Origin of the sequence: Mycobacterium sp. TY815 (genome assembly GCF_030755135.1) — a bacterium.
Taxonomy (GTDB): Bacteria; Actinomycetota; Actinomycetes; order Mycobacteriales; family Mycobacteriaceae; genus Mycobacterium.
This window is the reverse complement of sequence record NZ_JAUFRX010000002.1, coordinates 1,060,638-1,074,594: the sequence shown is the minus strand read 5'-3', so window position 1 is coordinate 1,074,594 and position 13,957 is coordinate 1,060,638. Positions and strand designations below refer to the sequence as shown.

The following is a 13,957-nucleotide window of genomic DNA, read 5'->3' as shown; positions in this document are numbered from 1 at the left end:
TGGCCGAGTCGGCTTGAAGTAAGCCCCCAAGGTAGAGGAAGAACGTTTTAGCGACATGACGAATCACCCGAGGTATTCGCCACCGCCGCAGCAGCCGGGATACGGTGCCACGCAGAGTCAGCCGGTGCCGCCCGCCTATGCCCAGGGGCAGCAGAGCTACAACCAGCAGTTCGACTGGCGGTACCAACCCCAGCAGCAGTACCGGTCCTCCTATGACCCGCTCAGCGGCACCGGAGCGGGCCCGATACCCACCGGGTCCGGCCCCATTCCGGGCAACACGGGCGGGGGCCCGATCCCGGGCGGCACCGGTTCCCGGCCGATACCGGGCGCCACCGGTGCCGGTCCGATGCCGACCGGCCCCGGGCCGATCCCCGGAATGATGCCGCCGATGTCCCCGCCGCCCCGGCAGCGGCGGCGCTCGGCCGGGCTGATCTTCGGTGCGCTGGCCATCGCGGTCGTTTCCGCCGGCATCGGCGGCGCGGCGGCGACGGTGGTGGAACTCGGTCACCAGTCCGGCGCCAGCCGCGGCACCACCGCGGCCTCGGGTGGGGCGCCGGGTGTGCCGGCGGCCAACATGCCGCCCGGGTCGGTGGAGCAGGTGGCGTCCAAGGTCGTACCCAGCGTCGTCATGCTGGAGACCGATCTGGGCCGGCAGTCCGAAGAGGGTTCCGGCGTCATCCTGTCGGCTGACGGGCTGATCCTGACCAACAACCACGTCGTCGCGGCGGCCGCCAAGCCGCCGGCCGGAAGTCCGCCGCCGAAGACGACAGTGACCTTCTACGACGGTCGCACCTCGACGTTCACCGTGGTCGGGGCCGACCCGACCAGCGACATCGCCGTGGTCCGGGTGCAGGGCGCCTCCGGTCTCACCCCGATCGCGATCGGGTCCTCGGCGAGCCTGAAGGTCGGTCAGCCCGTGGTGGCCATCGGTTCACCGCTGGGTCTGGCGGGCACGGTCACCACCGGCATCGTCAGCGCGCTCAACCGGCCCGTCTCGACCACCGGTGAGGCCGGCAACCAGAACACCGTGCTGGACGCGGTTCAGACCGACGCGGCGATCAACCCCGGTAACTCCGGTGGTGCGCTGGTCAACATGAACTCGCAACTCGTCGGCATCAACTCGGCCATTGCCACGTTGGGCGCCGACTCCGGGGACGCGCAGAGCGGCTCCATCGGTCTGGGCTTCGCGATCCCGGTCGACCAGGCCAAGCGCATCGCCGACGAACTGATCAGCACCGGCAAGGCGACCCACGCCTCGCTGGGCGTGCAGGTCACCACCGACAAGGGTGTTCCCGGCGCGAAGGTGATGGAGGTCGTGGGCAACGGCGCGGCAGCCAACGCCGGCGTCCCCAAGGGTGTCGTCGTCACCAAGGTCGACGACCGTCCGATCAACAGCGCCGACGCGCTCGTCGCCGCGGTGCGCTCCAAGGCGCCCGGCGACAAGGTGGCGCTGACATATCAGGATCCGGCCGGCGGCAGTCGCACGGTGCAGGTCACGCTCGGGAAGGCGGACAGTTGATGAAGGTCGAAGGGCAGCTCTCCGACCTCGGTTATACGGTTGCACCCATGGAACAGGGTGCGGAGTTGGTAGTCGGGCGGGCACTCGTCGTCGTCGTGGACGACCGGACTGCGCACGGCGACGAGGACCACAGCGGGCCGTTGGTCACCGAGTTGCTCACCGAAGCCGGGTTCGTGGTCGACGGTGTGGTGGCGGTCGAGGCTGACGAGGTCGAGATCCGAAATGCGTTGAACACGGCCGTGATCGGCGGGGTGGACCTGGTGGTGTCGGTCGGCGGCACCGGGGTGACGCCGCGCGACGTCACCCCGGAGGCCACCCGCGACATCCTGGACCGGGAGATCCTGGGCATCGCCGAAGCGATCCGCGCCTCGGGCCTGTCCGCGGGAATCACCGACGCCGGCCTGTCGCGCGGGCTGGCCGGGGTCTCGGGCAGCACGCTGGTGGTCAACCTGGCCGGCTCGCGCTACGCCGTGCGCGACGGCATGGCGACGCTCAACCCGCTGGCCGCGCACATCATCGGCCAGCTGTCGAGCCTGGAGATCTGAGGCGGCTCAGTTCTCGGCGCGCGGTCCGTGTTCCGGGGGTCCTGACAGCGGTACACCTGATGGCGCCCCGCCGTGCCTGCCTGAGGAGCTGCCGTTGGTCTGCGCGAGCAGGTCACGGATCTCTTCGAGGAGGACGACCTGCGCGTCGTCGGCCTGCTCGACCTCGCCCTTCTTACGCAGCTTGCTGTAGGGCAGCACGATCAGGAAGTACAGCACCGCCGCGACCAGGATGAAGTTGATCGCCGCCGAGAGCACGTCATTGAGGTTGATGAATTGATTGGTGCCCGGGATCTGTTGTTTGAGGATGCCGTGCTCCTCTTTCTGGTCCATGCCGATCGAGCTCACCAGTGGGTTGACGACGCCATCGGTGAAGCTTTTGACCAACGTGGTGAACGCCGCCCCGATGACCACCGCTATCGAGAGGTCGACGATGTTGCCCCGCGAGAGAAACTCCTTGAACCCTTTGAGCATGGGGATGTCCCTTCTTGATCGGACAGGCTTTGCTGCCGACCACGCGCTCAGCGGTGGCTGAGTACTCAGTGCAGGGTGAGGGTGACCGTCTGACCTAGCGCCGAGCCAGCCACCGTGTTCGCCACGCGAGCCGGCAGCGCAACCAAGACTACGCGGTCTGCTTCGCTGGACCGCAGTTTCTCTTTCGCCGACACGAGCACCACCACGGCGTCGGTGGCGATCACCTTGCTGACCGCCGGTGTGGGTTGCTGGAGTTCGCCGCCCGGGGCGGCCAGCACGTCGACGACGTCTCCGACCCGGATCAGGTCGATCAGCGCGCCGTCGGCTAGGTGCAGGGGCACGATCCGCGCCCCGGGGCCGGCGGTCGACTCGGCCAGCCTGCTGCCCAGCAACCGGACATCGGTGAGCACCTCGCCGCGACGCGTGGGACTGGCCAGCGTCGCACCGGCCACCCGCCCGGGGTCAGTTATCGATCCGTCGGGAACCGTTGTCGGCGAGCGCTTTTCGACGCGAACATCGCCTTCGTTGAGCGCGGTGCCGGGACCGATGTCGCGGGCGGCCACCACGACATCGACGCGGTCGCCCTCCGGGTCGGAGCGCAGCGCCGCGATACCGGACAGCACCACCAGTCCGCCCGCGGCGATTCGCCGGGCCCGGACGGTTCTGGTCCAGTCCGGACGCAATGTTGTCGCGATGCGACTGAGCAGGGTCGGATTCAGCGAAGGTTCCCGCACGCCGTCACGCTAGGCGCGCGGACACACCGGTCATTGCCGGTGCGAACGTCAGTTGTGGATAACTAGCTCGATGCGGCCGCGGTGGACGCGGTGCTGCTGCCGGCCTTCTCGCCGGAGCTCGAGGACTTGCTTTCGCTGGACGTGGAGCTGGACCCCGAGTCGCCCGAGCTGGAACTCGACGACGAGCCGTTGGAGGATCCCTTGTCCTTCTTGCCGGCCTCGCGGCTGTCGGTGCGGTAGAAGCCGCTGCCCTTGAACACGACTCCGACCGAGTTGAAGAGCTTGCGCAGCCGGCCAGAGCACTTCTCGCAGGTGGTCAGCGCGTCCTCGGTGAAGGCCTGCACCTTGTCGAAGCGGTCTCCGCATTCGGTGCACACGTAGCTGTACGTCGGCACAAAAACCTCCGGATGATGTTAAGTCTGAGTTAGCACTCTACCGTTTCAAGTGCTAGAACCGCCACGTGGTGAGGATCATTCCCGGGTGGGGAGCGTCACGAGTCCGCGTCCGGGCGTGAGGGCGTGCGTCATCGGGACGTCGTGCGGCTCTGAGGGCAACTCGTCGACGAGCTCGCTGTCCCGCACGATCGCCACCAGACGCGACTGCGGGTCACGGAAGCCCAGGGAGCGGTCGTAGAAGCCGCTGCCCCGCCCCAACCGCGTGCCGCGGCGGTCGACCGCGAGCGCCGGCAGCAGCACCAATTCCGCCTCGGCCAAAGCGGATTCCGGCAGCCAGGGCTCCGGTGGTTCCTTCAGGCCCCATAGTCCGGTGATGAGTTCACCGGCGCAGTACCGGCCCCACAACAACGGCAGCGGCTCCTCGTCGTGCGTGATGCGGGCCACCGGCAGCAGCACCCGGTCCGCGAACTGCAGCAGTTCATTGAGCATGTCGACGGTGCACGGCTCCGAACCCACTGGCACGTATGCGCACACGGTGCTACCGGGCGTCACGACCGCCTCGAGGTGGCTGCGCAGCATCCGTGCTTCGGCGCGGTGCTGTTCATCGGTGACGAGGCGCCGCGCCGTGCTGATCCGTCGCCGCCAGGCCGACTTGGTCGCGGTAGCCATGGCGTCAACGATGTCAGACCACCGGGTCAGACCATTGGCGATCCGCGCGTTCTCCCCGCCAGAGGGTTTGTATAAGGCCGATAAGGCTATGGTGTGAATCGATGTCACGACCAGAAGTAGCGATTCCGTTCACGGCGATCGTCCCCGCCGCCGGCTTGGGGACCCGTTTTCTTCCTGCGACGAAGACGGTGCCCAAGGAGTTGCTGCCCGTCGTTGACACCCCCGGCATCGAGCTGGTGGCCGCCGAGGCCGCCGACGCCGGCGCCGAGCGCCTGGTGATCATCACCTCCGAGGGCAAGGACGGGGTCGTCGCGCACTTCGTCGAGGACCTGGTGCTCGAGGGCACCCTGGAGGCCCGCGGCAAAAAAGCCATGCTGGCCAAGGTCCGTCGGGCTCCGGCCCTGATCAAAGTCGAGTCCGTGGTGCAGGCCGAACCGCTCGGGCTGGGGCACGCGATCAGCTGCGTAGAGCCCACCTTGGCGGCCGACGAGGACGCGGTCATGGTGCTGCTGCCCGACGACCTGGTGTTGCCCGCCGGCGTGCTGGAGACGATGGCGCAGGTGCGCGCCGAGCACGGCGGCACGGTGTTGTGCGCCATTGAGGTGTCGCCCGAAGAGATCAGCGCCTACGGCGTCTTTGACGTCGAACCGATTCCCGGCGGCGGCAACCAGGACGTGCTGCGTGTCAAGGGCATGGTCGAAAAGCCCAAGTCGGAGGACGCGCCGTCGCTGTTCGCGGCGGCCGGACGCTACGTGCTGGACCGCGCGATTTTCGACGCGCTGCGCCGCATCGACCGCGGCGCCGGCGGCGAAGTGCAGCTCACCGATGCCATCGCGCTGCTCATCTCCGAGGGCCATCCGGTCCACGTGGTGGTGCACCGCGGATCCCGACACGACTTGGGAAATCCCGGCGGGTACCTCAAGGCTGCGGTTGACTTTGCATTGGATCGTGACGACTACGGCCCGGAACTGCGGCGGTGGTTGGTGGCGCGATTGGGCCTGACCGAACAGTAACCGGCGGCTCAGTTCGCCTGGCTGGACGGCAGGAAGGCGCACTGTGCGTTCTGTGGAGGAGCAACAGGCACGGATATCGGCGGCAGCGGTGGCCCCCAGGCCGATCAAGGTCGCGATTGCCGAAGCCCAGGGGCTGCTGTGCGCCGAAGAGGTCGTGACCGAACGCCCGCTTCCCGGATTCGACCAGGCCGCCATCGACGGTTACGCGGTGCGCAGTGTCGACGTGATGGGGGTCGGTGATTCCGGACCCTTGGAAGCCGTCGGCGACGACGGCGTGGCCGAGGTGCGCGAGGTTGTCACCCTGCTGGTGATGGGCACCATCGAGGCCGGCGCGCGGACGCCGAGCCGGCTGCAGCCGCGCCAGGCCGCCAGGGTGCAGACCGGGGCGCCGCTGCCTACTCTGGCCGACGCCGTGCTACCGCTGCGCTGGACCGACGGCGGCATGAACCGGGTCCGCATTCTGCGCGGGGCGCCTTCGGGCGCGTACGTGCGGCGCGCCGGTGACGACGTGCAGCCCGGCGACGTGGCGGTGCGTTCCGGGACGATCATCGGCCCGGCGCAGGTGGGCCTGCTCGCGGCGGTCGGCCGCGAACGCGTGCTGGTGCATCCGCGCCCGCGGGTATCGGTGATGGCGGTCGGCGGCGAACTGGTCGACATCTCCCGCAGCCCGGGCAACGGGCAGGTCTATGACGTCAACTCCTACGCCCTGGCCGCCGCGGCGCGCGATGCCGGGGCAGAGGTCAACCGCGTCGGGATCGTCAGCAACAACCCGAAGGAACTCGGCGAGATCGTCGAGGGGCAGCTCAACCGGGCTGAGGTGCTGGTGATCGCCGGCGGGGTGGGCGGTGCCGCGGCCGAGGCCGTTCGCTCGGTGCTGTCCGAACTGGGCGACATGGAGGTCGTGCGGGTGGCCATGCACCCGGGATCGGTGCAGGGCTTCGGGCAGCTCGGCCGCGACGGCGTGCCGACGTTTCTGTTGCCGGCGAACCCGGTCAGCGCGCTGGTGGTTTTCGAGGTGATGGTGCGGCCCCTGATCCGGCTGTCCCTGGGCAAGCGCCATCCGATGCGACGTATCGTGCAGGCCCGCACCCTGTCGCCGATCACGTCGGTCAGTGGGCGCAAAGGGTTTCTGCGCGGCCAGTTGATGCGTGATCAGGAGAGCGGCGAATACCTGGTGCAGGCGCTCGGGGGAGCGCCGGGGGCGTCGTCGCATCTGCTGGCCACGCTTGCCGAAGCGAACTGTCTGGTCGTGGTGCCCAGCGGCGCCGAGCAGATCCGCACCGGCGAGATCGTCGACGTCGCCTTTCTGGCTCAGCACGGCTGACTGCGGCCCGGCTCGTGAACCTGTTGCGATCCAATTCCCGTCATCCCGGCTGGCCGATGAGTATGGGGCCGTTGCGGGTGGCGGCCGGGGTGATCCGGTTGCGGCCGGTACGGATGCGCGACGGCGCGCCCTGGAGTCGGATTCGGCTGGCCGATCGTGCGCAGCTGGAGCCATGGGAGCCCAGCACCGACGGCGAATGGTCGGTGCGTCATTCGGTGGCCGCGTGGCCGGCGGTGTGCTCGGGACTGCGGGCGGAGGCGCGCAAGGGCCGGATGCTGCCGTACGCAATTGAACTCGACGGGCAGTTCTGCGGTCAGCTGACCATCGGCAACGTCACACACGGGGCGTTGCGGTCGGCATGGATCGGTTACTGGGTGTCCAGCGAGCACACCGGCGGCGGGGTGGCCACCGGGGCGGTGGCCCTGGGGCTCGACCACTGCTTCGGGCCGGTGATGCTGCATCGCGTCGAGGCGACCGTCCGTCCGGAGAACGCCGCCAGCCGAGCCGTGCTGGCCAAGAACGGTTTTCGCGAAGAGGGCCTGCTGCGGCGCTACCTCGAGGTGGACCGCGGGTGGCGCGACCATCTGCTGGTGGCGATCACCGTCGAAGAGGTCTACGGGTCGGTGGCTTCGACGCTGGTGCGTGCCGGGCGCGCCAGCTGGGTGTAGCTCTCCTGGTTCTTCTCCGCCGAGATTGCCGTCACGGTTGTGCTCGGGGCGCTGGTCGCGACCATCACGGCAATCTCGATGACTTCACACGCGGGATCGGTGACCAACCGAAATAAAATTGTGGCTAGCGTGACATATGTGGCGTGTGATGCTTGAAAGAGGCAAATTACAGGTGTGTAATTGCCCTGGTCGCAGCGACCCGGCCACGCAGGCGGATCAGGCCTCGCGGGGATCGCAACCGAAGAGAGCAGGTCATCATGCCAAGCATCCCGCAATCGTTGTTGTGGATTTCGCTCGTGGTCCTGTGGTTGTTCGTGCTGGTGCCGATGCTGATCAGCAAGCGCGACGCCGTTCGGCGCACCAGCGATGTGGCGCTTGCCACCAGAGTGCTCAACGGCGGTGCCAGTTCCCGCCTGCTCAAGCGAACCGGTCCGGCGGCGGGTCACCGCAGCAACCCTGACTGGAAGCCGGAAGAAGACTGGGACACCGAGCCGATCGACGGTGCTTTCGCCGATGCGGACAAGGACCATGCCGCTGACGACGCCGACACCGACGAGCTGATGCGGCCCCGGTCGGTCGTCACCGCGATGGCCCGTGCCGAACAGGTCGCGGAGGTCGCCGAGGTTGCCGAGCCCGACTATCTCGATGTCGACGTGATCGACGAGAACGCGCCCGCCCTGCCGGTGGGTGCCGGCGAGGCGCGGTCCCAGACGGAGGGGCCGGCGCTGGCCGCGGTGGAAGCCGAGGCGGTCGACGCGCACGAGGACGACTCCGACGATGACCTCGCCGATGACGAGTACGAGTATGTCGACGACTCTTCCGGTCTGGAACCCGAGGAGGACGACGAGGGGGACGACGCGCCGCCGGCCTACGCGGTGGGCGTCAACAGGCGGCGCAGGTTCGAGAACAAGACCGCCGCCGCGGTCAGCGCCCGCAAGTACGCGTTCCGCAAGAGGGTGCTGGTGGCGATGGCGGTGGTCCTGGTCGGCTCGGCGATCGCCGCCTTCGAGGTGACGCCGATGGCCTGGTGGCTGTGTGCCGCCGCGACGACGGTCACCCTGATGTACCTGTTCTACCTGCGGCGGCAGACCAAGATCGAGGAGCAGGTACGGCGGCGCCGGATGCAGCGGATGGCCCGCAGCCGACTGGGCGTGGAGAACACTCAGGACCGCGAATACGACCTGGTCCCGTCGCGGTTGCGCCGTCCCGGAGCGGTGGTGTTGGAGATCGACGACGAGGACCCGATCTTCGAGCACCTGGACTACGCGGTGCCGATGCGCAACTACGGCTGGCCCCGCGACCTGCCGCGCGCGGTCGGGCAGTAGTGCGCGGTTCGTACCTTCGCGGTCGCGGCTGGTAGCCTGCTTAGCGATCAGGGGCTATGGCGCAGTTGGTAGCGCGACTCGTTCGCATCGAGTAGGTCGGGAGTTCGAATCTCCCTAGCTCCACCGGTTCGAGGCGTTGTCAATCGCGCAGTACTTCCTTTGCTGGTGCGCCGGCCCCGATGGTGACGGGCTTGGCTCGTGGTGGGCGGCCGCGTCCATGTGCAATCAGCCGATTACGGAATTCTCAATCCGTTAGCATCACGGCATCGCACGGATTACAGGTCGCAGGGCATCTAGGTGCGGGAAGTAGGCGGGGCTTGTCGTGGTAGCCATCCATTTCATCTCGGGTCTGCCGCGCTCGGGTTCGACGTTGCTGGCCGCGTTGCTGCGCCAAAATCCGCGGTTCCAGGCGGGGATGTCGGGTCCGCTGGCCGGCCTGTTCGGCGCGCTGCTCGACGAAATGGGCGGGCGCAACGAATTTTCGGTGTTCATCGACGACGCCAAGCGAGAGCGAATCCTGCGCGGGTTGTTCGAAGATTTTTATGCGGACTCCACCGCCGAGGTGATCTTCGATACCAACCGCGGCTGGTGTGCATGGATGCCGGCGATTGCGCGGCTGTTTCCCGAGGCGAAAGTGATTGCCTGCGTGCGTGAACTGCAGTGGGTGGTGGACAGCATCGAGCGATTGATCCAACGCAACGTCTTCAGCCCGTCGTCGATCTTCAACTACAGCGCCGGCGGCACGGTCTTCAGCCGCGCAACGAGTGTGGTGGCGCCGGATGGCATGGTCGGAGGGCCCTACGATGCCCTGCGGCAGGCATGCTACGGCGCGCAACGCGATCGACTTCTGTTGCTGCAGTACGAAACCCTGAGCACCGACCCGGCCAGGGCGATGCAGGCCATCTACTCGTTTCTCGGTGAGCCGGTCTTCGACCACGACTTCGGCCATGTCGAGTACGACGTCACCGAGTTCGACGAGCGCGCCGGGACACCGGGACTGCACACCGTGCGCCCGACCGTCAGGGCCGAACCGCGCGACACGTTATTACCGCCGGATCTGTTCAACCGCTTCATCCACGACGCCTTCTGGCGCGACCCGGAGAGGATTCCCGACGGGCTGAGGGTCGTGTGAGGCTGTCAGGGAACACTATTACGGCACATTCACGCCGGGCGTTCCGGTGACGACCGCTCCCGTCACAACGGCGGGAGGGGGAACTGTCAGGTCGGCGGCGCCACCCCCACCGCCGGTGCTGCCCAGGCCGGTGCCGCTACCGCCGGTGCCGCCGGTGCCGGTACTTGTGGTGATGGTGCCGCCGGCATTGGCGGTGAAGAACGATTGGCCGCCGGTGCCGCCGACGCCGTTGTCGATGCCGGCACCGCCGTCCCCACCGGTCGTGGCGCTGCCAGAAACGGTGCCGCCCCCGGTGGCGTTGATCAGGGCGTTGCTTGCGGCGCCGCCGATGCCGCCGTTGCTGCCAGCCCCTCCGACCCCGCCAGTCGCGGTGCCAGTGGTGACTGAGCTCCCCGCGCCACCGGCCAGGACGGTGGCCCTGCCTCCGTAGCCGCCGCGGCCGTTGGTGGCCGCGCCTCCGTCACCGCCGGCGGCCGTGCCGCCGGTGACGGTGCCGCCGTTGGCGCCTCTGATTCCGCCGTAGTTTCCGTTGCCGCCGTAGCCGCCGGTGCTGCCCGCACCTCCAGCGCCGCCGATGGCGCTACCGCTGGCGTTGCTACCCGCGCCGTAAGCGGTGACAATCGCGAACCCGCCGCCGCCGCCGCGGCCGTTGGTGGTGCCTGCGCCCCCCAGACCGCCGGTGGCCGTGCCCGTGGCGGTGCCGCCGTTATAAGCGCCGATCCGGGAGCCGCCCCCGTAGCCGCCGCGGCCGCCATTGGTGCCCGCGCCCCCGTCGCCGCCGCTGGCGGTGCCGCTACCGGAACTGCCAGCACCGCTGGCGAAGAAGTAGCCGCCACCGCCGCCACCGCCGCGGCCACTGGTGGTGCCCGCGCCCCCGACGCCGCCGATGGCCGTGCCGGTGATGGTGGCGCCCCCGCTCGCGCTCAGGGTGGCGTTGCCTCCGCGGCCACCGCTGGCGTCGTTGGTGCCGCCGGCCCCGCCGACACCGCCGGTGGCGGTACCACTGGCGGAGCTGCCGACGCCGCTGGCGGCGAGGGTTGCGTTGCCTCCGGAGCCGCCAACCCCGCCCGCGGCCACGGTGGTGCCGGCGCCACCGGCGCCACCGTCACCGCCGGTGGCGGTACCGCTGGTGGCGCCGCCGCTGCTGGGTAGCATCCTGGCCCCCCCGCCGCCACCGCCGCCACCGCCGCCGTAGCCTGGCCCTCCGCTGGTGGCTGCGGCGCCCGCGCCGCCGGCCCCGCCGATGCCTGCGGTCGCACCGGTACCGACAGCCCCGCCGCTGCCTCCGTTGCCGCCGTCCCCGCCAGCGCCGTCGGTGCCACCGGCGCCGCCGGAAAGGCCACCCCGGCCGCCGGTGCCGCCGGCCGCGCCGGTGCTCGTGGAAGTCCCGGCTCCGCCCAGACCGCCAGTGCCACCCCTGCCGCCGTCGCCGGCACCGCCGGTGGCGCCGGCGGACCCCAAGAATCCGCCGGAACCGCCGGCCCCGCCGACGCCACCGGTGCCACCGTCACCGCCATGACCGCCGGTACCGGCCGAGGCGAACTGCGTGCCTGAGGCGCCCTGCGCGCCGGTGCCGCCCACGCCGCCGTCCCCGCCGACACCGCCGCCCCCGCCGCTCCCGAACAGCCCGACCGCGTGGCCGCCGACACCACCGACCCCGCCTGGGCCGCCACGGCCGCCAGACGCACCGGGCGCGGCCATCGGGTCGGCGGTCGCGTCATAGCCGTAGCCACCCTGCCCGCCGGCACCACCGGCGCCGGCGGCTCCACAGAGCTGATAGCTGGTGCCGCCGGCCCCGCCGTGACCGCCCATGCCTGCTGCCGCGGTTGCAGAACCGGCCGCACCGAGCCCGCCGACACCACCGGCCCCGCCGCCGCCGAAGATCAGCCCACCGGCGCCACCGTTCCCTCCGGTACCGCCGGCGGCACCGCTGGCTGCATAGGCGGTCCCGCCCGAACCGCCGTGACCGCCTGAGCCGAACAGGAAGGCTGACCCGCCGGCCCCACCACTGCCACCGGTGGGGCTAATGGCCGTACCCGGCGTGCCCGACCCGCCATCACCGCCATTGCCCCATAGCCATCCGCCGGGCCCACCGGCTTGCCCGGTGCCCGGTGCCCCATTGGTGCCGGGCCCAAACAGCGGACGTCCGGTGAGCTGCTGGACCGGAGTATTGATGGCGTCTTCTAACCCCGCGGCCGCAGACGCGGCCGCTTGCAGCGGCGAGGCGCCGGCGGCCTCAGCGGCCGCATACAAGAACCCACCGCTATTCAGCGACTGCACGAACTGGTAATGAAACAGCGACGCCTGCGCGCCGAGCGCCTGGAATTGCTGGGCGTAACTACCGAACAACGTCGCGACCGCCACCGACACTTCGTCCTCAGCGGCCGCGACGATCGACATCGTCGAGCCACCCGCGGCCGCATGGGCCGCCCTGATCGACGATCCCAGGTCGCGAAGGCTGGAAGACGCTGCGGCGAACTCATCGGGCGCGGCGAACACAAAAGATGACATCGTGACCCCCTACTGCGAGCGGGCGGCCCATCTGCGAGAAGAACCCTCAAGACCGTTTTGAGAGGGTAAGCCCGCCCGCTCGAATCACCGCCCGCCTCGCGACGATCCGATGACACACGTCCCGTGGATTAGGGACTTTGGTCACACCTGGTTGCGAGCCAACAGGTCGACCCGCAGCAAACAGGTCATGGATGCATCACCAGGTACGTCTCGTTGTCTAGGCCGGCGGTCAGCTCGTCGACATCAAACGGGCGGTCCAACCGAGCGTGCAGCGCCTTGACGTCGACCAACAGGCTGATCTCCGCGGTCTGGCGGGCGAACAGCCGGCCGATCCACGGATAGATCCGCCGCATCACCGCCCGCTCGCCGGCGGTGCAGCGTGACGCGCAGTACCCGACATGCCCGATTTCATCGGTCAGGATCTCGCTGTAGAGCAGTTCGATACGAGCTGCCACCTCAGGTTCGTCCGCAAACAACTCTGCCCCGGCCCGCCGCAACTCGTCGAACATGACGCAGCCGGCCATCTCCGCGGCTCCGACGAACATGAAGCCGAGCCGTTGAGGGATGAAGACGCCGGTCTTGACGAACTGCCGCATCACGAAAGGCGGTGGCACGACTTGAAACGCCAGATCGAAGACGTCGAGCGCGTAGGCCAGCAGCCGGGTGTGGTAGTGCTCCTCGAGTTCGAGGTAGACGTTCTCCGGCGGCAGGTTCTCGTCGCTGTTGCGCCCGTAGGTTTCACCTAGCCCGACGCCGAAGCGCTCTGCCTGGTTCAGTTTGGCGGTCGCCAGCAGGAACAGCATTTTCCTGTCCAGCCCGGGTTCGGGCCGCCGGCGGCGTAGATTGCGCAGAAATGTCGCGCGATCCGCGGGGTGTACGGACCGGACCGGGTTGGCTTCCAGGTCGTGGAAGAACTGCTCGCGGTTCGCGAGCTTTCGGTTGAGCAGGTCGGCTTCGCCGTCACGCCTGGCCAGGAATTCCCGGTAGCCTTCGATCCCGTTGCGGTTCATCGCTTCTCCATTCCTTTGACAATTGTTGCCACATAACGGCGTAACAGTGCGGCGTCGTGCGCCCCGGTGGCGAGCAGGGCGAAAAGCCCGGTGAGGAAAAAGGTTCCGAGTTCTCCGGGGTCGCCATCCGAACAGACGTCCCCCGCCTGTTGTGCCCGGCTGATTACGGCGGTCAGAAAATCAAGGAGCGGATGCTGGGCCAGATCGTTATCGGCCGGATGGGTCGAGGCGAAGTGCAGGCCCAGCATGTCACGGAAAACAACTGTGCCTAACCGGCTTTCGGCGTCCAACACGCGCTGGACCAGTCGCCTGAGCACCGATTCCAGATCGCCCTCGACCGCAGCGAGTTCGTCGGCGATCCGTGCTTCCTCGTTGCGCTCCAGCTCTACCAGTACGTGCTCCTTGGTGGGGAAATGAAAATAGAACGTGCCACGCACCACCCCCGCCGCAGCGGCGATGGCACTGACATCGGCGGCGGCCAGCCCCCGGCCCGAAATCTCGGCCAGGGCGGCGTCGAACAATCGCGTCCGCGTCTCGAGTCGCCGAGCCTCCCTGGCGGACGGCGGAGCGGAAACCATGCGAAGACGCTACGCCTGTTCACTGACGGCCGTCAATGACACCTGTCAGTGAAGTTTGCGCCG

Annotated in this window: 14 protein-coding genes and 1 tRNA gene; 8 read left to right on the top strand and 7 right to left on the bottom strand. The window is 68.8% G+C overall.

Features of this window, described 5'->3' with window-relative positions:
- Nucleotides 1–55: 55 nt before the first annotated feature.
- Nucleotides 56–1,519, top strand: coding sequence for a S1C family serine protease (locus tag QXK92_RS24400; protein ID WP_306245860.1), 1,464 nt, complete (start codon nt 56–58; stop codon nt 1,517–1,519).
- Nucleotides 1,519–2,064, top strand: a complete 546-nt coding sequence (locus QXK92_RS24395) for a molybdenum cofactor biosynthesis protein B (RefSeq protein ID WP_065045409.1) — start codon at nt 1,519–1,521, stop codon at nt 2,062–2,064. The genes QXK92_RS24400 and QXK92_RS24395 overlap by 1 nt, the downstream gene beginning before the upstream one ends.
- Before the next feature lie 6 nt (nt 2,065–2,070).
- Here the strand turns inward: QXK92_RS24395 and mscL are convergent, their stop codons facing one another.
- The 4 genes from mscL to QXK92_RS24375 form a co-directional block, all read right to left on the bottom strand.
- Nucleotides 2,071–2,535, bottom strand: a complete 465-nt coding sequence (gene mscL, locus QXK92_RS24390; RefSeq protein WP_306245857.1) for a large-conductance mechanosensitive channel protein MscL — start codon at nt 2,533–2,535, stop codon at nt 2,071–2,073.
- A gap of 65 nt (nt 2,536–2,600) precedes the next feature.
- Nucleotides 2,601–3,269, bottom strand: coding sequence for an SAF domain-containing protein (locus QXK92_RS24385; protein ID WP_306245855.1), 669 nt, complete (start codon nt 3,267–3,269; stop codon nt 2,601–2,603).
- Between the two features lie 62 nt (nt 3,270–3,331).
- Entirely contained in the window at nt 3,332–3,664 is a 333-nt protein-coding gene (locus tag QXK92_RS24380; RefSeq protein WP_306245853.1) for an FmdB family zinc ribbon protein, read from the bottom strand.
- 75 nt (nt 3,665–3,739) lie between these two features.
- Nucleotides 3,740–4,333, bottom strand: a complete 594-nt coding sequence (locus QXK92_RS24375) for a 5-formyltetrahydrofolate cyclo-ligase (RefSeq protein WP_306245851.1) — start codon at nt 4,331–4,333, stop codon at nt 3,740–3,742.
- A 101-nt stretch (nt 4,334–4,434) separates the two neighbouring features.
- On the opposite strand from QXK92_RS24375, the gene QXK92_RS24370 reads away from it, so the two are divergent.
- The 6 genes from QXK92_RS24370 to QXK92_RS24345 all read left to right on the top strand — a co-directional run bounded on the left by QXK92_RS24370 (nt 4,435) and on the right by QXK92_RS24345 (nt 9,795).
- On the top strand, nt 4,435–5,346 hold the full coding sequence (locus QXK92_RS24370) for a UTP--glucose-1-phosphate uridylyltransferase (RefSeq protein WP_306245849.1): 912 nt from the start codon (nt 4,435–4,437) through the stop codon (nt 5,344–5,346).
- 43 nt (nt 5,347–5,389) lie between these two features.
- Nucleotides 5,390–6,670, top strand: coding sequence for a gephyrin-like molybdotransferase Glp (glp, locus tag QXK92_RS24365; RefSeq protein ID WP_306245847.1), 1,281 nt, complete (start codon nt 5,390–5,392; stop codon nt 6,668–6,670).
- A gap of 14 nt (nt 6,671–6,684) precedes the next feature.
- Nucleotides 6,685–7,338 carry a GNAT family N-acetyltransferase gene (locus QXK92_RS24360; RefSeq protein ID WP_306245845.1) on the top strand — a complete coding sequence of 218 codons (654 nt, stop codon included), beginning with the start codon at nt 6,685–6,687 and terminating at the stop codon, nt 7,336–7,338.
- Between the two features lie 257 nt (nt 7,339–7,595).
- Complete coding sequence (gene glpR / locus QXK92_RS24355) at nt 7,596–8,663, top strand: gephyrin-like molybdotransferase receptor GlpR (RefSeq protein WP_306245843.1); 1,068 nt, start codon at nt 7,596–7,598, stop codon at nt 8,661–8,663.
- Nucleotides 8,664–8,713: 50 nt separating this feature from the next.
- Nucleotides 8,714–8,786 (top strand) — tRNA-Ala (locus QXK92_RS24350).
- Between the two features lie 199 nt (nt 8,787–8,985).
- Nucleotides 8,986–9,795: a sulfotransferase gene (locus tag QXK92_RS24345; RefSeq protein WP_306245841.1), complete on the top strand. Its 810-nt coding sequence runs from the start codon at nt 8,986–8,988 to the stop codon at nt 9,793–9,795.
- Nucleotides 9,796–9,813: 18 nt separating this feature from the next.
- Here QXK92_RS24345 and QXK92_RS24340 read toward each other — a convergent pair whose 3' ends face one another.
- The 3 genes from QXK92_RS24340 to QXK92_RS24330 all read right to left on the bottom strand — a co-directional run bounded on the left by QXK92_RS24340 (nt 9,814) and on the right by QXK92_RS24330 (nt 13,894).
- Nucleotides 9,814–12,306, bottom strand: a complete 2,493-nt coding sequence (locus QXK92_RS24340) for a PE family protein (RefSeq protein ID WP_306245839.1) — start codon at nt 12,304–12,306, stop codon at nt 9,814–9,816.
- Between the two features lie 185 nt (nt 12,307–12,491).
- Nucleotides 12,492–13,316, bottom strand: a complete 825-nt coding sequence (locus QXK92_RS24335) for a hypothetical protein (RefSeq protein WP_306245837.1) — start codon at nt 13,314–13,316, stop codon at nt 12,492–12,494.
- Nucleotides 13,313–13,894 carry a TetR/AcrR family transcriptional regulator gene (locus QXK92_RS24330; RefSeq protein WP_306245835.1) on the bottom strand — a complete coding sequence of 194 codons (582 nt, stop codon included), beginning with the start codon at nt 13,892–13,894 and terminating at the stop codon, nt 13,313–13,315. Before QXK92_RS24330 ends, QXK92_RS24335 begins: the two co-directional genes overlap by 4 nt.
- Nucleotides 13,895–13,957 lie beyond the last annotated feature (63 nt).

Coding starts and splice junctions, on each gene's coding strand:
- QXK92_RS24400 (WP_306245860.1), top strand. CDS start 56: ATGACGAATCACCCGAGGTATTCGCCACCGCCGCAGCAGCCGGGATAC.
- QXK92_RS24395 (WP_065045409.1), top strand. CDS start 1,519: ATGAAGGTCGAAGGGCAGCTCTCCGACCTCGGTTATACGGTTGCACCC.
- mscL (WP_306245857.1), bottom strand. CDS start 2,535: ATGCTCAAAGGGTTCAAGGAGTTTCTCTCGCGGGGCAACATCGTCGAC.
- QXK92_RS24375 (WP_306245851.1), bottom strand. CDS start 4,333: ATGGCTACCGCGACCAAGTCGGCCTGGCGGCGACGGATCAGCACGGCG.
- QXK92_RS24370 (WP_306245849.1), top strand. CDS start 4,435: ATGTCACGACCAGAAGTAGCGATTCCGTTCACGGCGATCGTCCCCGCC.
- glpR (WP_306245843.1), top strand. CDS start 7,596: ATGCCAAGCATCCCGCAATCGTTGTTGTGGATTTCGCTCGTGGTCCTG.
- QXK92_RS24340 (WP_306245839.1), bottom strand. CDS start 12,306: ATGTCATCTTTTGTGTTCGCCGCGCCCGATGAGTTCGCCGCAGCGTCT.
- QXK92_RS24335 (WP_306245837.1), bottom strand. CDS start 13,316: ATGAACCGCAACGGGATCGAAGGCTACCGGGAATTCCTGGCCAGGCGT.
- QXK92_RS24330 (WP_306245835.1), bottom strand. CDS start 13,894: ATGGTTTCCGCTCCGCCGTCCGCCAGGGAGGCTCGGCGACTCGAGACG.